This window comes from Paenibacillus sp. FSL W7-1287, from assembly GCF_038004245.1.
In the GTDB taxonomy this organism is placed as follows: domain Bacteria; phylum Bacillota; class Bacilli; order Paenibacillales; family Paenibacillaceae; genus Pristimantibacillus; species Pristimantibacillus camelliae.
This window is the reverse complement of the sequence record NZ_JBBORD010000001.1, coordinates 3,168,573-3,190,143: the sequence shown is the minus strand read 5'-3', so window position 1 is coordinate 3,190,143 and position 21,571 is coordinate 3,168,573. Positions and strand designations below refer to the sequence as shown.

At 44.9% G+C, this 21,571-nt stretch carries 20 protein-coding genes; 13 read left to right on the top strand and 7 right to left on the bottom strand.

The genetic code is table 11. The features are described 5' to 3' along the window. Positions 1 to 64 precede the first annotated feature (64 nt). The 4 genes from mdh (at position 65) to fni (ending at position 5,415) form a co-directional block, all read left to right on the top strand. Positions 65 to 1,018, top strand: coding sequence for a malate dehydrogenase (gene mdh / locus NSQ99_RS14490; protein ID WP_251665999.1), 954 nt, complete (start codon positions 65 to 67; stop codon positions 1,016 to 1,018). 142 nt (positions 1,019 to 1,160) lie between these two features. Further along, entirely contained in the window at positions 1,161 to 3,320 is a 2,160-nt protein-coding gene (recQ, locus tag NSQ99_RS14485; RefSeq protein ID WP_340837397.1) for a DNA helicase RecQ, read from the top strand. A 41-nt stretch (positions 3,321 to 3,361) separates the two neighbouring features. After that, positions 3,362 to 4,318 (top strand): sugar kinase, encoded by a 957-nt coding sequence (locus NSQ99_RS14480; RefSeq protein ID WP_340837395.1) that lies wholly within the window; start codon positions 3,362 to 3,364, stop codon positions 4,316 to 4,318. A 44-nt stretch (positions 4,319 to 4,362) separates the two neighbouring features. Then, complete coding sequence (fni, locus tag NSQ99_RS14475) at positions 4,363 to 5,415, top strand: type 2 isopentenyl-diphosphate Delta-isomerase (protein WP_340837394.1); 1,053 nt, start codon at positions 4,363 to 4,365, stop codon at positions 5,413 to 5,415. A gap of 61 nt (positions 5,416 to 5,476) precedes the next feature. Here fni and NSQ99_RS14470 read toward each other — a convergent pair whose 3' ends face one another. The 3 genes from NSQ99_RS14470 to NSQ99_RS14460 are packed head-to-tail and all read right to left on the bottom strand — an operon-like array spanning position 5,477 to position 9,007. Then, positions 5,477 to 6,577 (bottom strand): Ger(x)C family spore germination protein, encoded by a 1,101-nt coding sequence (locus NSQ99_RS14470; protein ID WP_340837391.1) that lies wholly within the window; start codon positions 6,575 to 6,577, stop codon positions 5,477 to 5,479. Continuing rightward, positions 6,555 to 7,673, bottom strand: a complete 1,119-nt coding sequence (locus NSQ99_RS14465) for a hypothetical protein (protein WP_340837388.1) — start codon at positions 7,671 to 7,673, stop codon at positions 6,555 to 6,557. The genes NSQ99_RS14470 and NSQ99_RS14465 overlap by 23 nt, the downstream gene beginning before the upstream one ends. Beyond that, positions 7,670 to 9,007, bottom strand: coding sequence for a spore germination protein (locus tag NSQ99_RS14460; protein WP_340837386.1), 1,338 nt, complete (start codon positions 9,005 to 9,007; stop codon positions 7,670 to 7,672). The genes NSQ99_RS14465 and NSQ99_RS14460 overlap by 4 nt, the downstream gene beginning before the upstream one ends. A gap of 129 nt (positions 9,008 to 9,136) precedes the next feature. On the opposite strand from NSQ99_RS14460, the gene NSQ99_RS14455 reads away from it, so the two are divergent. Continuing rightward, positions 9,137 to 10,162 carry an MBL fold metallo-hydrolase gene (locus tag NSQ99_RS14455; protein ID WP_251665985.1) on the top strand — a complete coding sequence of 342 codons (1,026 nt, stop codon included), beginning with the start codon at positions 9,137 to 9,139 and terminating at the stop codon, positions 10,160 to 10,162. A 92-nt stretch (positions 10,163 to 10,254) separates the two neighbouring features. On the opposite strand, the gene NSQ99_RS14450 is transcribed toward NSQ99_RS14455, so the two are convergent. Then, on the bottom strand, positions 10,255 to 10,794 hold the full coding sequence (locus NSQ99_RS14450) for a phosphatidylglycerophosphatase A family protein (RefSeq protein WP_340837385.1): 540 nt from the start codon (positions 10,792 to 10,794) through the stop codon (positions 10,255 to 10,257). 123 nt (positions 10,795 to 10,917) lie between these two features. Between NSQ99_RS14450 and NSQ99_RS14445 the strand changes: the two genes are divergently transcribed. The 3 genes from NSQ99_RS14445 (at position 10,918) to NSQ99_RS14435 (ending at position 13,625) form a co-directional block, all read left to right on the top strand. Beyond that, a complete protein-coding gene (locus NSQ99_RS14445) occupies positions 10,918 to 11,988 on the top strand; it encodes a GerMN domain-containing protein (protein ID WP_340837383.1) in 1,071 nt (356 codons plus the stop codon). A 254-nt stretch (positions 11,989 to 12,242) separates the two neighbouring features. Continuing rightward, a complete protein-coding gene (gene rph, locus NSQ99_RS14440; RefSeq protein ID WP_251665982.1) occupies positions 12,243 to 12,983 on the top strand; it encodes a ribonuclease PH in 741 nt (246 codons plus the stop codon). Continuing rightward, the gene (locus tag NSQ99_RS14435) at positions 12,984 to 13,625 is read left to right on the top strand and encodes an XTP/dITP diphosphatase (RefSeq protein ID WP_340837381.1); all 642 of its coding nucleotides are present in this window, start codon (positions 12,984 to 12,986) and stop codon (positions 13,623 to 13,625) included. It abuts the gene before it with no gap. A gap of 130 nt (positions 13,626 to 13,755) precedes the next feature. Here NSQ99_RS14435 and asnB read toward each other — a convergent pair whose 3' ends face one another. Then, positions 13,756 to 15,600 (bottom strand): asparagine synthase (glutamine-hydrolyzing), encoded by a 1,845-nt coding sequence (asnB, locus tag NSQ99_RS14430; RefSeq protein ID WP_340838797.1) that lies wholly within the window; start codon positions 15,598 to 15,600, stop codon positions 13,756 to 13,758. A 139-nt stretch (positions 15,601 to 15,739) separates the two neighbouring features. Between asnB and NSQ99_RS14425 the strand changes: the two genes are divergently transcribed. From NSQ99_RS14425 to ltrA, 4 genes are all read left to right on the top strand, one after another. Further along, positions 15,740 to 16,084, top strand: coding sequence for a hypothetical protein (locus NSQ99_RS14425; RefSeq protein WP_340837379.1), 345 nt, complete (start codon positions 15,740 to 15,742; stop codon positions 16,082 to 16,084). Positions 16,085 to 16,156: 72 nt separating this feature from the next. Further along, positions 16,157 to 16,744 (top strand): AAA family ATPase, encoded by a 588-nt coding sequence (locus tag NSQ99_RS14420; RefSeq protein WP_251665978.1) that lies wholly within the window; start codon positions 16,157 to 16,159, stop codon positions 16,742 to 16,744. Between the two features lie 270 nt (positions 16,745 to 17,014). Further along, a complete protein-coding gene (locus NSQ99_RS14415; RefSeq protein ID WP_251671621.1) occupies positions 17,015 to 17,188 on the top strand; it encodes a hypothetical protein in 174 nt (57 codons plus the stop codon). A 163-nt stretch (positions 17,189 to 17,351) separates the two neighbouring features. Further along, the gene (gene ltrA / locus NSQ99_RS14410) at positions 17,352 to 18,614 is read left to right on the top strand and encodes a group II intron reverse transcriptase/maturase (RefSeq protein WP_340834732.1); all 1,263 of its coding nucleotides are present in this window, start codon (positions 17,352 to 17,354) and stop codon (positions 18,612 to 18,614) included. Positions 18,615 to 18,735: 121 nt separating this feature from the next. Here ltrA and NSQ99_RS14405 read toward each other — a convergent pair whose 3' ends face one another. Together NSQ99_RS14405 and NSQ99_RS14400 are read right to left on the bottom strand one after the other, a co-directional pair. After that, positions 18,736 to 19,134: a GNAT family N-acetyltransferase gene (locus NSQ99_RS14405; RefSeq protein WP_340837377.1), complete on the bottom strand. Its 399-nt coding sequence runs from the start codon at positions 19,132 to 19,134 to the stop codon at positions 18,736 to 18,738. 48 nt (positions 19,135 to 19,182) lie between these two features. Next, positions 19,183 to 19,827: a pyridoxamine 5'-phosphate oxidase family protein gene (locus NSQ99_RS14400; RefSeq protein ID WP_340837375.1), complete on the bottom strand. Its 645-nt coding sequence runs from the start codon at positions 19,825 to 19,827 to the stop codon at positions 19,183 to 19,185. A gap of 108 nt (positions 19,828 to 19,935) precedes the next feature. On the opposite strand from NSQ99_RS14400, the gene pdxR reads away from it, so the two are divergent. Next, complete coding sequence (gene pdxR, locus NSQ99_RS14395; RefSeq protein ID WP_340837374.1) at positions 19,936 to 21,435, top strand: MocR-like pyridoxine biosynthesis transcription factor PdxR; 1,500 nt, start codon at positions 19,936 to 19,938, stop codon at positions 21,433 to 21,435. Positions 21,436 to 21,571: the final 136 nt, after the last annotated feature.

Below are 21,571 nucleotides of genomic sequence, written 5' to 3'. Positions count from 1 at the left end.
TGTGGCTTTTTAGTTGCAATGAAGTACCACCAGAAGTAACTAAAAAGCTTTAGGAGGATGATTAGTGGCTATTACACGTAAAAAAATTACGGTTGTTGGCGCTGGATTCACTGGGGCTACAACTGCCTTGATGCTAGCTCAAAAGGAGCTTGGCGATGTTGTGCTGGTTGATATTGAACCTCTTGAGAATCCGACTAAGGGGAAAGCACTCGATATGCTAGAGGCTACGCCTGTGATGGGTGTGGATTCACGGATCATCGGTACATCCAGCTATGAGGATACGAAAAATTCCGATATCGTCATTATTACGGCTGGCATTGCACGAAAGCCTGGTATGAGTAGAGACGATCTTGTTATGACGAACGCAGGTATTGTCCGGTCCGTCTGTGAGCAGATTAAAGCTACTAGTCCCGATGCATATGTGATCATCTTGAGTAATCCTGTAGATGCGATGACGTTCGCAGCCTACCACACGCTTGGATTTCCAAAGAATCGTGTAATCGGGCAATCGGGTGTGCTTGACACTGCTCGTTACTGTACATTTATTGCGCAGGAGCTGAATGTTTCTGTAGAGGATGTCCGAGGCTTTGTACTTGGCGGACACGGTGATGATATGGTACCGCTTGTACGTTATTCTAATGTAGCCGGCATTCCAATTGAGAAGCTCATCCCTGCAGAGCGAATTGAGGCAATCGTACAGCGTGCCCGCGTTGGCGGCGGTGAGATTGTTAATTTGCTTGGCAACGGCAGTGCTTATTATGCTCCTGCTGCTTCACTCGTGCAAATGACAGAAGCGATCCTTAAGGATAAGAAGCGTATTATCCCTGTCATCGCTTATCTTGAGGGTGAGTTCGGCTATGACGAGCTCTTTATGGGTGTGCCTGTTATATTAGGTGGCGACGGCATAGGGAAGGTGGTTGAGTTAGAACTAACAACCGAGGAGAAAGCAGCGCTAGATAAGTCTGCCGCTTCAGTAGCTCAGGTTATTGAGGTTGTTAAAGCTGGTCTAGGTATCTAAGGCTGTCTGACACGACCTAATCCAATTGATCGGGAAGACCCTGTCATTCCAATGCGTAGTAGCGCAAATGCTGCTCCCATACAATCGGAAGACAGGGTTCTTTATTACAAGTTTGTGCTTTAATGAAAGTGAGGTATAGCCAATGTCGGCACATACAGTACTGAAAAAAATATATGGCTACGACCAATTTCGTCCAGGTCAGGAAGAAATCATAGATAGCATCGTGAATGGGAGAGATACGCTTGCCATTTTGCCGACAGGTGGAGGAAAATCTGTTTGCTATCAAATCCCTGCTCTTATGCTGCCAGGAACAACGCTCGTTATTTCACCTTTAATCTCTCTAATGAAGGATCAGGTTGATGCGTTAACTCGATTAGGCGTCTCCGCTGCGTACTTGAACAGCTCTTTATCCCAGCAGCAGTACCGAGAAACGTTAGCTAAGGCTTTTAACGGTGAATATGAGCTGTTATATATTGCTCCAGAACGATTCGATGCACCGATGTTCCAGCAGCTTGCTGAGCATATGCGAATCCCGCTAATTGCTATTGACGAGGCCCACTGTGTGTCACAATGGGGGCATGATTTTCGTCCAAGCTACCGACAGCTGGCGCTTGCCATTAGTAGAATGGATAATCGGCCAGTCGTCGCCGCCTTTACAGCAACAGCGACGCAGGAGGTGGCAGAGGATATTGTGGCGATGCTTAAGCTGCAGAGCCCGTCATCATTCGTTACTGGGTTTGCCAGACCGAATTTATCCTTGTCCGTCGTTACTGGGGTAAATAAGATGAGCTTTCTTACTCAGTTTCTTAGAGAAAGAACGGAGCAGTCTGGTATTATCTACACAGCAACGAGAAAAGAAGCGGAGTCCGTATATGAGCGGATCAACGAGCTTGGGTACAGGGTTGAGCTTTATCATGGCGGGCTATCGGATGCTGCACGAGCCGAGGCGCAAGAGCTGTTCCGATTTGATCAAAGTAAAATAATTGTCGCAACGAACGCATTCGGCATGGGCATTGACAAGCCTAACGTAAGGTATGTGCTGCATTGGCAGGTACCGGGTGATCTGGAATCCTATTATCAGGAGGCTGGAAGAGCCGGACGTGATGGTGATGAAAGTGAATGTATTTTGCTTTTTGATGCAAGTGACTTATTTATTCATCGATATTTAATAGAGCAGGGTATGGGCGATGACAATCGTAAGGCGGTTCAAGCGAGCAAACTGCATGAGATGACCAGCTATTGTCGTACCGATTCATGCCTGCAACAATTTATCGTCGATTATTTTGGTGAACGGTCGGTTGAGCCTTGTGGAAAATGCAGCAGCTGTCTCGATACTAGCGAGAAGGTTGACCGCACTCAGGATGCGCTCATGGCCATGTCCTGCGTTGCTCGTATGCGAGGCAGATTCGGTGTTACGATGGTTGCTAAAGTGCTCAAGGGGTCATCAGACAAGCGTTTGCTTGCCGCTAACCTTCAGCAATTATCAACCTATGGTTTAATGAAGCAAGCTCCAGAGAAGGAAATTGTGGAATGGCTGAATTGGCTTGTAGCGGAGCAATATTTACAGCTAAGCTCTGGGCAATATCCAGTTGTTTCCTTAGCGGAACGAGCTCGCGATGTCATTGAAGGGAAAGAGCAGGTATGGCAGCGTAGACGCAGCAAAGTGAAGCAGCTACTAAGCAATTCATCGCAGGATGCATCCCCAATTTTTGCTGCATTGAAGGATTGGCGCAGACAGCAAGCAGCACTCGAGCAAATTCCACCATTTATGATTTGCTCTGATGCCACGCTTCGATTAATCGCTGAAGCTGCACCGGCGTCGCTTGAGCAGCTGATGAATGTAAAAGGAATTGGTCAGGCGAAGGCGACAAAATACGGTGATGACATAATCACGATTGTACAACCGTTCAGGCAGCAAGCTTCCTCAGCGACGAAGGAGGCGCATATTCAAGCCTCTTCAGCTAAGACGAAGACGATAGAGCAGGATCACGCTGTAAATGACCCAGATAAAAAGCCAAGCTATATGCTTTCGTACGATTCCTTTATGTCTGGTCTAACGATAGAACAAATTCGAGAGCAAAGAGGCTTTTCGCAGCAAACCGTTGAGAAGCACATCCTTCGTGCAATTGAAGAAGGCTTCCCGATGGATTGGTCCAGGTTGTTTAATGCTGAGCAAGAAGAGCTAATACAAGAAGCAACAGCTTCTGTAGATGCTAGCCTACTACGCAACATAAAAGAGGCATTGCCTAGCTCGATCACTTATTTGCAAATTCAGGCAGTTCTGCTAAAGCAAAGTCTATAAACGTTATTGCATGTCTATATTAATAAAACGGAGGCTATCGTATGAAACCTTATTCCCCTCAGGTCGTAACATTTGGTGAATCCATGGCGTTATTTTTACCTTCGCAGCAGCAATCCATTGAGCGCGCAGACAGCTTGCAGCATCGTTTCGGAGGAGCTGAGAGCAATGTTGCAATCGGTCTTGCCAGATTAGGGGTCGACGTCGGCTGGTTTAGTGTAATGGGCGATGACCCGCTAGGCAAAAGAATTGTAAAGGCGATACGCGGTGAAGGCGTTGATGTATCAAGAGTGTTATATAGTAAGGATGCTCCAACAGGCATGATGTTTCGTGAACAAATTAGTGGAAGAAACGCTGTTCATTATTTCCGGAAGGGCTCAGCTGCCAGTACGATGACCCCAGAGCAACTGGATGAGCAGTACATTAAAGATGCAGAGCTGCTGCATATAACAGGAATCACACCTGCATTAAGCGAAAGCTGCAAAAACACGCTATATCGCGCGATTGAGATTGCAAAAAAACATGGGGTGCGAATATGCTTTGATCCGAACTTACGATTAAAGCTGTGGTCATTAGAAGAGGCAAGGGAAGTCATATTGAAGCTTGCTCAAGAGGCAGATTACTTCTTACCTGGGTGGGATGAGCTAAAGCTTCTATATGATACGGAAGATGAAGCACTAATTGACAGTAAGCTGAATGAGCTGAAAGCAACTTGTATAGTCAAGGGCAAAGGCGATTTTAATGTGATCTATGAGCAAGGAGTTCAGACACAAGTGCCATTCTATCCCGCTGAAACGGTTGTTGACACGGTAGGTGCAGGCGATGGCTTCTGTGCAGGGTTTATAGCAGGGGTATGCAAAGGGATGAACACCTATGAAGCTGTACGAATAGCAGCTATTAATGGCTCCTTGGCTGTACAAACCTATGGGGACTGGGAAGCACTTCCGGAGTGGGAGCAATTACAGCAGCGTTTAACCGCCCAAGCTTGGATTGAGCGTTAAGTGTGTTTTTCTAGTTCTGCCGTTAATACATAAAGGAGAGGTATATGAATAATCTAAACAACGATGTAACACAGAAGCGTAAAGATGAGCATATCTCGATCTGTCTAGAAAAGCCCGTACAGGGTGAAGGGATTACGACAGGGCTAGAAAAATGGAGATTCAAGCATTTATCACTACCAGAGATGGATTTTGCAGCCATTGATTTGACGTCAACGATGTTCGGTAAACAGATTAAGGCGCCACTTTTTATTAGCTCGATGACCGGTGGAACAGAGCGAGCCTATAGAATCAATCAAGCGCTGGCAGCTGCAGCAGAGGTAAGAGGCTGGGCGCTAGCTTTGGGCTCAATGAAGGTAGCTCTCAATCAATCCGATTTAGCATACAGCTTTCAGCTTCGTAAGTATGCTCCAACGATTCCTATCATCGCAAATTTGGGACTTGTTAGCTTGAATTATGGGCTAACGGAGGAGCATTGCCTGCTTGCAGTTGAGCTTGCAGAAGCGGATGCACTTGTATTTCATCTAAACAGCCTGCAGGAGGTGTTTCAGCCTGAAGGGGATACGAATTTCTCTGGGCTGTTACAAAAGCTTGAGTCCGTAGTGAAACGTTCCTCTGTTCCTATTGGAGTGAAGGATGTCGGATGGGGGATTGATGCGGAGGTCCGCGACCGACTTTTACAGATAGGTATTCAGTTTATTGATGTCGCAGGAGCAGGCGGTACGTCTTGGAGTCAGGTGGAGCACTATCGAACACCTCCTTCCACTATCCAATATTATGCTTCGAGCAGCTTTCTAGATTGGGGAAATTCAACAGCTGATTGTCTATTAGAGCTTCGTGATGGGATGGAGCATTGTGCACTATTCGGCAGTGGGGGACTGAATAACGGTGTGGATGCTGCGAAAGTCATTGCGTTAGGGGCTGATGCGGCAGGATTTGGCCGTACACTGTTAGCTCATGCGGTTGATTCAAGCGCTCCACAGCAAACGATTGTTGAACGACTAGCGACGATTGAATATGAGCTGAAAGCAGCGATGTTCGGTATCGGTGTTCAGCATATCGACAAGCTTAAGCATCATAGCCGACTCGTGCCAAGCTAAATATTTTACATAACAATGCTGCTCTTGCATCCCTTAAGCAATGCTTGAGCAGCATTATTCCTTACCTTAATAGTCCTGTTCCTCTTACCTCTACTTTTGTCTTTACATCAAACTCCATACGGCTATAAATGTCAGGCCACTCCTCATCGAAATTAGGCAGGTGAAATCTTGCTCTGTAGCGTAGGCCGAAGCCGTAAGGATCGACTCCCGCTTTCTGGATTTTTTGAAGTAGCTTAAGAACATCCTCTGTGTAAGCCTGTTCCAGCTGTGCTACCGTTCCCTTCGGATTGTTGTAATAGGAGTTAATCGGCATTTCTTCAAATGTGACTGATTGCTTAATTTTCATTTCAACTTTTGGTGCAGTATCAGACTTAATAAATTTGTAGTTTGTTTTTATATCGTTAACTGATAAAACAAACGGGTCACTCCGATAGGCACCAAATTGGCTATGCGTCATATGTGTTGTAAGCTGACTAAGCAGCTGAGTTTCCTTCGGTTCCAGCACGGTAACAACCTTTTCCTTATTAAGTAATGCAACCCTATTAATGACGTAGGTGTTATCCTCCTTCTGTACCGTAACGACAGGCAAATACGGATCGAGCCCCTTTTCATATATTCTACGCGTCAGATCGGTGAGCAGCTCGATAAATGTAAACGATGACTCAGTCGCATCCTCGCTAAAAAATAGGTTCAGTGCATTACCGGGAAAACGTTCTATATCTGGCTGTACTCTAATGACATCCTCGGCATTCGGGCTGCCAATTCCGATAGCTGCAATGTTTTGAATGTCCCTCCTTCTGGACATCCAGGTGACCGCTTCAACGATACTATCCTGTGCAAATGATTCTCCAAATAAAATAGTCTTGCAGTGACCAAAGTCTATCTCTTTATCGACATGAGACTTCAGCATGCGCACGCCTTCTGCAATCGAGACAGCCTCAATTGTTTCGACCTGCGTCTTGCTTTTACCAGCATCGATTTGAATAGACGGGACGCCAAGCTTTAAAGTGATGCGATAAGGCTTTTCCTCATTTTCGCCCTTATCGATTCCCATACCGACTACGAAATACCGCTTGTCTATATCTTTAAACCCGCACCCTGAAAGCAAGGCGCCAGCTAGTAGAGAACTGGCGACGATGCTAAGCATTAGCCTTCTTTTCATACCTTCTCACCTTTTTCTTACTAAGTACATACATCCATATTGTAAAGATAACGTCAGAGCACATTCTAATAATGAGGAACACTGCGCCTAGAAAAACGACAGTTAACTCATTAATACTGAACATAAGTAGAAACGTAGAAACGAGTATACCAGCCATGATGATGTAGGTTTTGAGGGGCGGCTTTGCTTCATCCGAGTCAACCTTGTTATTCGGAAATAGACTCTTGAAAAATTCTAAAACGATATGCCAACCAACCACCGTATATGTTAATGAGAGGTTAATAATCACAAGGAGAAAGATTAATAGCACACGTTCAATAAAGCCATACATCATTTTCAAGGAGTCTGCCGTTGCACTCCATAGAAATACGTAGTGAACAACAGCTTCGGTTCCGTGAATACCAATCGGTACAAAAAAAGTAACAACTAGGACCAAAAACGCCACAAAAGGGAAAGCCCATCGATGCTTAAAACGAAAATTTGGCGGAAGCACGCGATTGAAGATTGCCAGGTTCATAAAACCGGTAAATACAAACATCGTACTAGCAAAAACGAGCAAAGACGGCAGCTGATAGAAATGCTTGGCGACAATAATTATGGCATCCCAGCTCATTAATGGGTTATGTATTGATTTGTAAATAATAAACCCAATGAGCGGGATATTGAGAATTAATATAATCTCCAGTATGAAGTTGACAGTTACTGTGGATCGAGTTGCTCCAAATGCACAGACGAGCATCAGTACGGCCATAATCGCATACTGATTTCCTTCAGGGTTGAGAAACCTGGTAATAATAACTGAATAGGACGTCACCACAATTGCAGTGGACGTTCCAATCAATACTGCCTTAAAGGTCATAAGGATTCGGACAAGCCATTTCGGATAGAATAGGCTAAATATTTCCGGAAGTCCCTTTCCTGGAAATACCTGCATGCCCGACGTAAACATATATAGCAATATTCCACCAATTACAGGACTTAGGAGTATCGCCAACACAGCGCCATCGAATCGAGCCACTGTCAGGTGATAAGGGACAAGCAGCATGATATTGGAGAAGGTGTTAATAAAGTAATGGTAGGATACATAACGGTTCATGCTGTTCCTGTCCCTCCAATATCACCCTTCTTGGTGCTTACGTCACCGCGATAGCGGAAGTAGTATTCTCCAAAGCTGCGCGTGCTGCACAGACTTATGATATAAAGAAATAAGCCAAGAACTACTCCGGCGAGTCCGAAGAAAATGGCAAATACAATAATCGGATATTTTAGAAAGCGGATAGCAAGAGACATCGTATGTATCGGCAGCACGAAATTACTGATAGCGACTAGCGATGTCACAATGATCATAATGCTACTGACTAATCCCGCTTGCTGTATTGCTGAGCCTAAAATTAACCCGCCTACCGTCGTAGATGTTGAGCCAATCAGCTTAGGTATTCGAATACTGGACTCTAGAAGCATTTCAATCATTAGGAGCATAATAATGACCTCTATAAACGATGGGTACGGAACGATCGACCGGCTCGCAACTAATGAGAAGGTAAGCTGCAGCCTAAAGACCTCTGGATTATAGGACAATATGGCGATATATAATCCTGGTAACGTCGTTGTAATGAATAAAGCGACATAACGCAGAAAAATTAATAGCTTGGTCATCCAGATCGATTCATAATGATCCTCAACTGCATGCATAAAGTCAAAGAAGGTAACAGGTAGAATAATCGCATATTGAGAGCCTTTCAGTACAAGAACGACCTTTCCGAAAGACAGGGCCCGTCCGATTCTATCTATGCGCTCCGTAATGAGCAGAGTAGGGAATAGCTGATATTTCTTACCGTTCAATAAGCGTTCGAGCTGACCGGTGGATTGGATGAGATCCAAATGCACGCTGGCTAGCTTGTTCATCACTAGATCTAATGTATGCTTATTCACCTTTCTTTGGTCATAAATGATGTACAATCCCGTTCTCGATAAATTTCCGACATTCATTTTATCGATAACGAGCTCTGGTGACACATAGGCATTACGGATAATATTAAGTGAGATGATGGGATCCTCACTTAATGAGTTTTGCGGACCAAGGATGGACGTCTCAAGCTTAGCCTCCGATAAGTCTGTATAGCTGAACTTCATTGCATCGAAAGAAAAAATTTGATCCTGGAATTCAATTAATGCTTGACCGCGCAGCAATAGGTCAGACCATGTCGCTGGATCAGTAACCTTTGTAAAGTTAGGGTTAGACTTTAGTAAATTCATAAAAGGATATTCATTTTTAGAAAATGGAACCGTTATGAACGCGTGAATTTTTTGCTCATCAATTAGTGGCAAAAAGTAGGCAAGCTCTAGCTTTTGTCCTGTTATTGGATGCTGAATTTCGTTCTGAATGAGATCCTCTGCGGGAGATAGGATTATTTTTAATCGATCGAGCATATGATCCCTCCGTCAAACTTAGTAGTGATAGTATGACCCAAAGCTGTAAAACTATGCTAAAATACTGGGGAAGCTTTACAAACCTTAACGAAGGGTTATGCTATAGGACATTGTAAAGGAGACTCGGGCGTGAGTGATAACCGTGACTTAAGAAATTCTGCTAAACGATTTACCTATATTACAAGCTCGGTCATACAGGTAAGAGTACCAGTGCCATTTTCGCTTAAATGGATCAACAGTTATTTGCTGTTAGAGAAGAACGGAACCTATACGATTATTGATCCAGGGCTGCGTACACTTGAAGCAGAGCAAGTGTGGGAGGAGACGCTTCAAGAGCTCTCGCTTACATGGCGTAACTGCTCGGCTATTGTTGTGACGCATCAACACCCAGATCATTACGGTCTTGCTGGCTATGTGCAGCAGCACTGCGATGCTCCTGTCTATATGACAAGAGAGTCTAAAGCGTATACGGATAAGCTTTGGGGTACAGGTCAAGCTCAATTCGAGCGTGACATGGAGAAGCTGCTTGTCGCACATGGGACTCCAATCGAAATTGTAGAAGCAATCCTAGCGAATATGCAGGGATTTGTAGCGAAGGTAGAGCCACAGCCAGTGGTGGAGTATATCGAAGCGGGACAAACGATCAGACTTGGAGATAGGCAGTGGCTGCTCATTCATACGGAAGGCCATGCCTATGGCGGAATTATGCTATATGATTCGTTGACGAAGCAGCTTTTATGTGGTGACCAGGTGCTTCCAAGAATTACGCCTCATGTAGGGGTAGTAGCTGGCGAGGATCGACCAGTCCTCTCACAGTTTCTAGCCAATCTACAGCAAATTTCCAAGCTAGACGTAAAGCTAGTGCTTCCTGGTCATCGTGAGCCGTTTGAAGGCTACTCTGAGCGGATTACTGCAATAATACAGCATCATAAACGACGTCTTGCTTCAATCCTTCAGTATGTACAGGAGCAGCGCGCGGTGGATTCCTTCACGTGCTGCGAGTGGCTATTCGGCAAGCATTTGCGTGAACAGCCTCATAATATGCGCTTTGCTTTAACGGAAACGATCGCACATTTGGATCATTTACAGGAGAAAGGTCTTTTACAGAAGAAGAATGACTGCGAAGGGCTAATACGTTATATCATAAATGAATGATCGAGCGAAACGAGTGTACATATTGATATTGATCTATGCTTTTTCAAAAAAGGCGAGTGCAGATTGAGCTGCACTCGCCTTTTGTCATAGGTTTAATCTAATGGAGGTGTCGTTACACCTTCGCGCTCAGCTTGTGTACGATGAGCTAATCGGCTTGCAGCAGAAGCAGCAATCGCTCCTACAATGTCATCAAGGAAGGTATGGGTATGCTTGTCGTTTTTATCATTCAGATGGACAAGTATACCTGGCTTCACTTTATCGATATAACCAAAGTTAGTAAATCCAATGCTTCCATACACGTTTACAATCGACAATGCTAATATTTCATCGACGCCATATAAGCCTTCATCGTTTTTGATCATCGCTTGCAGCGGTTCAATTAGCTTACCTTCCTCTGACAGTATATCTAGCTGAATTCCAGTGAGCACTGCATTTTGCACCTCACGCTTAGACAGCACGGCTTCTACATGTACAATGCAATCCTCAACCGTTAAGTGAGGGATGTAATCTGCTTGCAGAAAATGGACAAGCTCTGCAATATGCGTCGTCGTTACGCCTCTCTCTTCTAGGAGTCTATATGTAGCTTGTGCAACCTCATTGCTGTTCAAACTATATTTGCCTGCTTGCGTCATCGTCATTCCTCCATACATTTTTCTAGTCAAAACTGGTCTAAAAATAAGAAGGGCTCGTATACATATTACTACAAAAGACAAGTTGTACAAAGTTTTGAGTGAATATAGGGGAGGATTTTAACAATGAATGCAAAAACTTGGTTACGTTCCGCAGCAATAGTAGGGGTAGTGGCAATTCCGATGATTATATCAGGATGTGGACTTTTCTCGAAAGCCGTATCGGAGCCTATTGATCCTCCACAAACGGAGGTTATTGAGGGGCAAGAGGAGCAGACAAGCAGTTGGTTGGATGGAGCATCAGAGGGTGTTATGGATGGCGCAGCGCAATATATGGTGTACTTAAAGGATAAGAATGGATATCTAGCTCCGATCAGCTTGCCAATGGCTATTGCTGAAGGCGAGGAGGTCGCAGTGAAGCTGCTCGAGGTTATGGTTGATCAAGGGATATACTCCGGATCGCTGCCAGTGGACTTCCGAGCGATGATCCCACAAGGAACTGAAGTTTTAGGTTATGAGTTAAACGCTGAAACAGGTATTGCAACGGTTAACTTATCTGAGCAGTTTGTAGATTATAATATGCTGGATGAGCGCAGCATCGTTGAAGCGATTACGTGGACACTTACTTCGCTTGAGGGAGTAAATGGTGTGGAAATCCAAGTAGAGGGTGAAAAGCTTGGTGAGATGCCGATTGCTCAATATCCGCTGGATGAAGCATTAACGCGTGATATCGGGATAAATATAGAAATCGCTGAAGGTGTCAATTATTCGCATGCAGCACCAGTTACCTTGTACTTCTCCTCTGAAACATCGAACAATGAGCAGTATTTTGTTCCGGTTACACGTATGATCGAGCGTTCGTCGGATGGTCGTGCGGTAGCAGCAATCGAGGAGCTTATTGAGGGTCCAATCGATGCGAAGTCTCTTAACCCAGTGATCCTGCCAAATGTGAAGGTAACAGGCATTGATGAATACGACGGAGTTGTTCATATTGATTTGCAAGACGATTCATATGAGCCAGGGTTTTTCGTTCCTTCCGAGCTGCTAAATGCAGTCATCCTATCAGTGGCAGAAAATACGGGAGCATCCTCCGTACAGGTTCGAGTGAACGGTGATATTAACATCTTTGATGAAAATAATTTGTCATATAGTGAGCCGGTCAGCAAGCCAATGCATGTTAATGCACTAAAAATGTAGACTAGCTGCTCCATAGAAGTTTTATAGAAGTATTAGGGGATTTCAAGTGATATTCACTTGAAGTCCCCTTCTTATTCCCACATCATAGTAAGTACCGAGGGGTAGAAGTATATCTAGCGATAGCATCAAAAACGATGAGTAATTGCTAGCATTTGTGGTAACGCTGAAAAGGGATGCAATAAAATAATGCAATTCTATAGTGGCTTTGATACAATAGGAACGTTAAATGACAAGTTTCAGGAGGCAATCTAAACATGAGAAATGACAGTCGCCAGCCCAATCAGCTTCGTGACGTGAACATAACTACGAACGTGAACAAGCATGCAGAAGGTTCTGTGCTTATCCAATTTGGTGATACAAAGGTGATATGTACAGCATCAGTAGAGGAACGTGTTCCACCTTTCATGAAGGGACAAGGAAAAGGCTGGGTTACAGCTGAGTATTCTATGCTTCCAAGAGCAACTCATTCAAGGAATCAGCGCGAAGCTAATCGTGGCAAGCTTTCTGGACGCACGATGGAAATTCAGCGATTAATCGGTCGGGCTCTTCGCTCAGTTGTTGATCTGCAAGCACTAGGTGAACGCACGATTACACTTGACTGTGATGTTATTCAAGCTGATGGCGGAACGCGTACGACTTCGATAACAGGAGCTTTTGTGGCGCTCGTACTTGCAGTTGAGCATATCGCAAAAAGTCATAAGCTCGCAAAATATCCAATCATCGATTATTTGGCATCCGTTAGTGTTGGCATTATTAATGATACAGCGATGCTAGATCTAAACTATGAAGAGGACTCCAGTGCCAAGGTAGATATGAATGTCGTCATGACGGGCAGCGGAAAGTTTGTTGAAGTGCAAGGAACCGGTGAAGAGGCACCATTCTCTAGAAATGAATTAGATGAGTTGCTGGCCCTTTCAGAGCAAGGCATTCAACAGCTCATTATGGCGCAAAAGCAAGCGCTAGGTGAGGCAGCTGCACGTATACGAGGTGAGTAGATGAAAACGATTGTCATAGCCACAAAAAATGCAGGGAAGGTAAAAGAGTTTGCTCATGCATTTGCTAAGCTAGGCATTGAAGTGAAAAGCTTGCTTGATTATCCGGAGCTTCCGGACATTCCGGAGGACGGCGAAACTTTTATCGATAATGCTAAGCAAAAAGCAGAAACAGCTGGCAACGCCTTACAGGTTCCGGTGCTTGCTGATGATAGTGGACTGGCTGTAGATGCACTTGCAGGTGCACCGGGTGTCTATTCAGCTCGTTATGCTGGAGAAGGTGCTAACGATGCACGGAACAATGATAAGCTAATATCTGAGCTGCAAAGCATTGGAGCGAATACGAATAAGCCTCCGCTAGCTGACGGAACTACGCTGTTAAGTCCTGCACAATTTTGCTGCGCACTAGCTTTATATAATCCAAGCAATCGTCAATTTATTGTTGCTGAGGGCAAGGTGGAAGGATATGTAACAGACCGCCCACATGGTGAGGAAGGCTTCGGCTATGATCCGTACTTTTATGTGCCGCAGCTAGGCTGCAGCATGGCAGAGCTGACTAAAGAGGAAAAAGGGAAGATCAGCCACCGTGGTGAGGCTTTGAAGCAGCTTGTTCCTATCGTTGAGCAGCTCATGCAGCAAAGCTAATTACATATTTCTGGTCACGATAAATGCAGAGGATTTTCAACTTAATACAATGACAGTAACAAGGGCTGTTTATATCGAAGCTGTAGCGTTCGATGTAAGCAGCCTTGTTTTTTGTTTCTTTCGAATGGCGTTAGGCTATCGTAACCCGGTAATGCTTGAGCCAGACATGCACTTGATACAGATAAGCATAGAGCTGAGGTCCTGACATAAGCTGACCGAACCATGGAACGAGCGAGGACGATTCCGACGAACTGAGTAGCTGCTCGATTTTTTTGCGTGAGATGATTTGGAAGATGGGCGAGCTGCTATCCTCTAACACTTCCTTCATTAGCTCGCGAACAGCTGCTAAATATGCAGGGTTATGTGTTTTAGGATACGGGCTTTTTTTACGATGAATGATCTCATCTGGAAGAATCCCCTTTAACGCTTGACGTAAAATGCCTTTCTCACGATCACCGGACGTCTTATAATCCCAAGGGATGTTAAACACATACTCGACTAGGCGATGATCACAGAATGGCACACGCACCTCAAGTCCGGCTGCCATACTCATTCGATCCTTCCGATCTAGCAGCGTCGGCATAAAACGTGTGATATTAAGATAAGACATTTGCCGAATGGCCTTAAGATCAGCGTCATCACCGCTTAGCTGTGGTACTTCTGCTGCCGCTTCTTCAAATCGCTTGCTTACATATTGCTCAGGCTTTATCCAGTTTCGCATCTCATCGGTTAATAGCTCACTACGGAATTTGGTCGCTAGCGACCAAGGAAATTGCTTGGCATTAAGCGCTTCTTCCTTGTGGAACCAAGGATAGCCGCCAAATATTTCATCAGCAGCTTCACCGGATATTGCTACCGTAGCATCTTTTTTTATTTCACGGCAAAAAAGGAGTAAAGAGGAATCAATGTCTGCCATACCTGGCAGATCACGTGCAAGCGTTGCATCGTGGAGAGCATCAATAAGTTCGGGTGTATCGAACTGTAGATAATGATGGATGGTGGAGAGCTTGTTGGTCATCAATTGTATGAATGGAGCGTCAGAGCTTGGCTGGAAGGCATGTGATTGAAAGTGCTTATCGTTATCGACATAATCAATGGAATACGTATGAAGTGGCTGTGCTGCAGAATCTCTATAGTATTGAACAGCCATTGCCGTTAATGCACTGGAGTCTAGTCCTCCAGAGAGAAGAGTACAGATTGGAACATCACTAATCATTTGGCGATTCATCGTATCGAGAAGCAACGATTGTACCTGTTCAATCGTTTTTTCAAGTGAATGCTCATGTGGTTTAGCTTCGAGCTGCCAGTAGGTACGAATCTGCTTACCAGCTCGAGAAACGGTCATGCATTGCCCAGCCTTCAGCTCACTGAAGCCTTCATAGATGCCCTGTCCTGGTGTACGCGCCGGGCCAATGGCAAATATTTCAGCAAGGCCGTCCGCACTAATGATTGGCCTCGCATTAGGGTTAGCTAGAATAGCTTTCAGCTCTGATCCAAAAATAAATTGACTGTTGTTTTCAAAGAAGAAAAACGGCTTAACCCCTAATCGGTCGCGTGCTGCGAAAAGCTCCTCAGCTTGCACATCCCATACAGCAAACGCGAATATACCATTCAAACGATCGAGGCATGCTTTTCCCCAATGCATGTAAGCAATAAGAAGTACCTCCGTATCACAGCTCGTAGAAAACTTCCAATCATGGCGTTGCAGCTCCTCGCGAAGCTCTATCGCGTTGTATAGCTCACCATTATAGACAATTACATATTGATCGTTACCTCGGTAGCGTACCATTGGCTGAGAGCCGTTGCAAGGATCCATCACCGCTAGGCGTCGATGACCGAGTGCACAATGCACTGAAAGCCATGTACCGCCAGCGTCAGGTCCTCTAGCGATTAATGTCTCCGTCATTGCTTCAAGCGTGTCACTATGCTGCAATAAATTAGATCGCCAATCGATCCATCCTGTTATACCACACATCATAATCAATCCTCTCTATATAGCTGAAGCGTCACATATTATAACAATATGTGCAAACAGGAATAAAATGTCTGTCCGAATGAGATGCTATACAAGAGAGTGACAATAATGAAGTGTACAATAGGAGAGAACGCTTGCTATGAATGAGTTTCATCAAGAACAGCAGAGATCAAATAGACAGGTATATTATGTGGATGTACAGGCCAGAAGCTTGCACACTGAACCAGATATTGCCGCTTATCATCTGGTGATTACTGCAAATGATTATGAAGTTCGTCAAATTCAGGAAAAATTTAGAAACCTTAATGCTCGGGATGAACAATCGTTGCAGGATATGGTGATGTTCGCATGGGCTGATGACGAAAATCCCGTTGGCCCTAACAACGATTCGGCTGACAGAGAGATGAAGGAATTGTTCAGCATATTGTATGAGCGCGGAACAGAGGAAACTCGAAATTTTATTCGAAGCATGAATATATTGTAAAGCTTGCAACTTGAAACACAATTTCCTATAGTATAAAGAGATGAAACTTTACATACGATGGGGGACTTTACGTTGCAAAAATTAGTGTTTTTCGTAGGAGTAGCAGGTACAGGGAAGACGACAGTAGCAAAAATTGTCAGCAAACAGCTGCCTGCTGCATTTTTAGATCGTGATACGGTAGGTGGACGTTTCGTAGAAGCCATTCTTGAGATGAAAGGCTTAGACAAAAACGACCGTGATTCCCAATTCTACAAGGAGAATTTACGCGACCTAGAATACGATACAACGAAGGATATCTGCATCGAGAATTTGGCTGCGGGCCAGAATGTATTTATGATCTCTCCTTTTACGGCGGAGCTTAAAAACAAGCAATGGATTGAGGAAGTGATCTCTGCTGCTGGATTGACAAAGGAGCAGGTTGATGTAAAGGTAATTGTCGTTACGCTTCAGGATATTGATCTTCAGCATCAGCGTATCGTTGATCGTCGTACTGAGCGTGATCGCTGGAAGCTGGACAATTGGGGCGATTTCGAAAAGCGTGTTGATTTTGTTCCGCAAATTAACTGGGAGCTGCCAGAAGGCTCCGTGTTGGTTTTCGACAATAGTGGTGAACTGACGGAAGAAAAGCAGCAAACGCTCATTAACTTCGTAATGAACTAATACAACGCCAAGCACCGTGCCTGACATATTAGGCACGGTGTTTTTGTGGTGTGCCCAGCATGGGCGCTATCTCTAGGGTTCAAGTCCCGAATGGTGAAGGCAGTAGTAGCCATAGCTTAAGGCAAGGGTGTCCATCGCGAGATGGAATCTGAAGGAAGCCAGCGGCAAATCTCCGGTCTGAGGGACACGAACTTCATACAAGGCTAGCGTACGTTGGATGAAGTTGCCGCACAAACTGAAGTCCATACTGCCGAAGGCGTACGAGAGTAAATGAAGCAGATAGATGGAGAGGAAGATAGCGTTCTTACCTGGGGAGATCTGTGCGGAATGCGAAGTGAACTTCGTAACCTTGCCCACGAGGGCGAGCTGAACGTACAGAAGTCAGCAGAGGTCATAGTACGCAGGCTGTTGCAACAGCTAGCGGAAGGACCGAACATGGAATAGGAATGAAGAATCTTGGCGTTCGAGGATGGGCGATGAAAGCAGACAATCCGAAAGGACTTATCTGAGGAAAGTAGCGGTGAATACGCGAGGGTACTCGGAAGGGCAGAGCTCATCAGCGGCACAAAGAGAAAGAATCATTCACGCAAGGGAGTTGTATCTAAGGATGATCGAAGAAGTACTGTCACGAGAAAACATGCTATCGGCGCTAGCGAGGGTCGAAGCGAATAAAGGAAGCCACGGCGTAGATGGCATGTCGGTAAAAGATTTACGCAGACACCTCGTACAACATTGGCAAACCATTCGCGAAAGCATAAAGAAAGGAGCCTATGAACCGAGCCCAGTCCGTCGGGTCGAAATCCCGAAACCGAACGGTGGAACTCGGCTCTTAGGCATACCTACGGTGACAGATCGCCTCATTCAGCAAGCAATCATCCAAGTATTAACGCCTGTATTTGACCCAACGTTTTCCGAGCAAAGTTATGGATTTCGCCCACAACGGCGAGGGCATGATGCAGTAAGGAAAGCGCGAAGCTACATGGAAGAGGGATATCGCATTGTGGTAGACATCGACATGGAAAAATTCTTCGACCGAATCCATCACGACCGCTTAATGGCAAAGCTGGCGGAACGAGTGACAGACAAAATGGTGCTGAAACTTATTCGCGGCTATCTGCAAGCGGGAGTAATGGAAGGTGGTCTCGTTCAATCGACAACGGAAGGAGCCCCGCAAGGAGGTCCACTTAGTCCGTTATTATCGAATATCGTCCTAGACGAGCTGGATAAGGAACTGGAAAAGAGGAACCTCCGTTTCGTGAGATATGCCGACGACTGCAACATCTACGTGAAAACGTGGAAGGCAGGACAACGAGTGATGAGCTCCATTACTGCATTCATCGAAGGAAAACTGAAATTGAAGGTTAACCGAGAGAAAAGTGCGGTTGCCCGTCCATGGAAGCGCAAGTTTCTAGGGTTCACGTTCAGCTGGGAGAAGAAAAATCCGCGAATAAAGATCGCAAAGCCATCACTAGATCGAGTGAAAGCAAAGATTAAAGCGATCACCTCTCGGAGTGAGCCGATCCCGATCGAACTACGAATAAAGGAACTCAATCAATATCTTACAGGTTGGTGCGGTTATTATGCATTAGCCGATACGAAAAGTGTGTTCCAAGGGTTGGACGAATGGATAAGAAGAAGGCTTCGAATGTGTATATGGAAAGAATGGAAGCAGCCGAAGACAAAGGTCAGAAAACTGCTGTCGTTAGGCGTTTCGAAACAAAAGGCACACGAATGGGGAAATTCGAGGAAGAAATACTGGAGAATTGCATGTAGTCCGATTCTTCATCGGTCACTAGACAACCAATATTGGTCATCTCTTGGACTGAGAAGTTTAACGGACAGATATAATCACTTGCGGAATATGACATGAACCGCCGTGTACCGAACGGTATGCACGGTGGTGTGAGAGGACGGGGGCTAGCCGCCCCCTCCTACTCGATTTGCATTAGGTTAGATTGCTAATGTTGAAGTTATCTGAACGTAAGTTCAAGCTATGCTTGTCTAGGGATTATGAAGGCTTTCTCTGTGCGTTCAAAGTCGAGCTTCGGGTAATAGTCTATTGCACTAGGTGCAGAAATTAACAATAAAGATACTTCATCTCCTAGAAGATCTCGGAAATGCCGAATGAGATTCCTGCCAATTCCATTCTGCTGATATTCCTTTTGTACTGCCAAATCAGACAGGTAGCAGCAGTAAGAAAAATCGGTAATGGCTCTAGCAAGGCCAACTAATTGATAACCATCCCAAGCAGTTATGGTGATATCAGCGTGTTCAAGCATCCTTTGAAGCCGTTCAAGATCATCGTACGGACGCTTGATCCCAGAGCTTCTAAATAACTCAGAAACTTGTTGAACTTGAGGAAGAGTATCTGTTTTGTAAACGATCTTCATATTAAGCCCCCATTTATCAAATTATTAGTAAACGTAATATTTCGGCGCTTAACGCTGTGTGAGATCTTCATTGGGCTGTGCGTGCGGGCAGTAGCGCTGCATAAGCTGGGTCGTTTCGTAATCGAGCTGCTGTCCACGTTCGGATAGCTGCTTGCTCACATTATCTAGTTTCTCTTGCTTCCAGTTTTGACCGAATTTGAACTTCGCATTTAGCAGATTGATCTCAATTCGAACGATAGCCGTTGCTTTGACTTGACCGGCGTAGCCTTTATCTGCAAGTGAAATGGGCTCGTAACCGCCCTCTGGCTGCAGCTTCTGCATTAGTGCGTTTAATACGTCACATTTTTCCTCTAAGTCATCAACAATGACCGCTTTACCATATGCGATAACGGATTTAAAAAAGACAGTCGCAGGGCAAGCATAGAAAGGGTCATTCATATAGGAAGGTATCTGAGAATATTCCTTTGCAACCGCAAAGCTGACGGTAGGATATTGCTTTATTGTTTTCATTTTTTCGCCGATTCTACTGCCGTGAAAGTATATTGCACCATTAAAATAAACGTAATTAATAGGCAGAATACCGGGATAAATATTATCGTTTTTCGTAGCAAGAAATCCATAGCTCATCTCATGTAACAATGATATAACATCTTGCTCGTGCGTCTCGTTTACTTTAAATTCCTTTCTTCTCATCTCATTCACCCCTTGAAATATTTAAACTCATTGTAAGAGAGATATTGACAGGAAAAAAGCACCACTTTATATTGATTTTATTATACCAGTTGATAAGGGGGGGTTCAGATGGAGCTGTACATCCCGTTTGATGAATATGTATCCAGCTATAAAACTAAGCAGGCGGCTTTATTTCACGCCTTGCGAGAAGCGATATTAAGTGGAAAGCTGCAGGCGAATTGGAAGCTGCCGTCTAGCAGGAAGCTAGCTCAGCGATATCACTTATCAAGAGGCACGGTTAATACGGTGTATGACATGCTGCTTGCACAGAGCTATATCTATACGAAGAGTGGAGCGGGTACGTTTGTATGTGAGCTTCAGCCAACCATCGATCCTTCGTCGGATACGGATGCTACTTCAGTACAGCTGTCAGACTGGGGACAACGGGTACTACAGTATGAAGAGAGTCGATCACAGCTTGCCAGTGAAGTGAAGGAGACTCGTGCTACGTCTAGACATACCTCCCAGATTGTATTCAGTCTAGGAAAAGTAGAGCTTCAGCAATTTCCGATCAAGGAATGGAATCGCTGCATGTATGAGCAGACTCGCCAGCAATATGAGCTGGAAATGCGTGATGCTTATTCTAGTGATGGTCATATAGGCTTGAAGCATAGCATCGCTGAGCATATAAGAAGTCACCGCGGCATTGTCGTACAGCCTGATGATATTATGATTGTCAATGGCTCACAGCAGGCTATTATATTGCTTGTACAGATGCTGATGAATGAAGGAGATTTTGCGGTATTAGAAGACCCGCATTATGAGGGGGCAAGGCGGGCTATTCAATCTGTTGGGGGAATTGTACATGCTTACCCAGTGGATGAGCAGGGCATATGCTTTCAACCACAGCAAACGAGCTATAAGCTGATGCTGCTTACTCCAAGTCGACAATTTCCTACCGGAGCAGTGCTTAGTCTTGAACGGAGAATTGAGCTGCTAAGCTGGGCTGAGAAAACGAACGCATTTATTATAGAGGATGATTATGACAGTGAATTTCGTCATGTCGGTCGAGCGATTGAACCACTTAAATCATTGGACAAGTCAGGACGTGTTATCTATATTGGCACCTTCTCTAGAACGATGCTGCAGGACATTCGAATTGGCTATGCGATTTTGCCTCAGCAGCTAAAGAAGCCGTTTCAAAGTGCGAAGCGCGTCTATGAACGTCATCCTAATTCTATTATTCAGCAGCGAGCATTGGCTTCCTTTATGGCATCAGGTCATTATGATCGTCACATTAGGAGACTGAAGCGGCTGTATCGCAGACGGGTGGAGCTGATGATTCAGCTGCTGACCGAGCATATGCATGAGGTGCTGCAGCTTTATCCAGCACAAGCAGGCTTGCATATTTACGCTGGTTGGAGGAAGGACGAGCAGCAATTCGAAGCTTTTTTAGAGGCATGTGGACGATATGCGGTTAAAGGCATTGATGCGAGAAGCTATCAGATGAATATTAAGCAGCCTGCCCTTTGCTTAGGCTATGCGCATTTGAACGAGGAGCAAATTACGGAAGGAATATTACGTCTGCGGCAAGCATGGGAAAGTGTGAAGCAAAACAGCTTATGCTAGCTGTTCACTCCATAGGGGATATGAGTGTAGACTTCAACAGATTAGGCTTGCCCTCGGTGAACAATTCTTAAAGTATGCAAAGAAGCTCAACCCTAGGTAGCCGGTTGAGCTTCTTTGTGTACGTTGTCATAGAAAT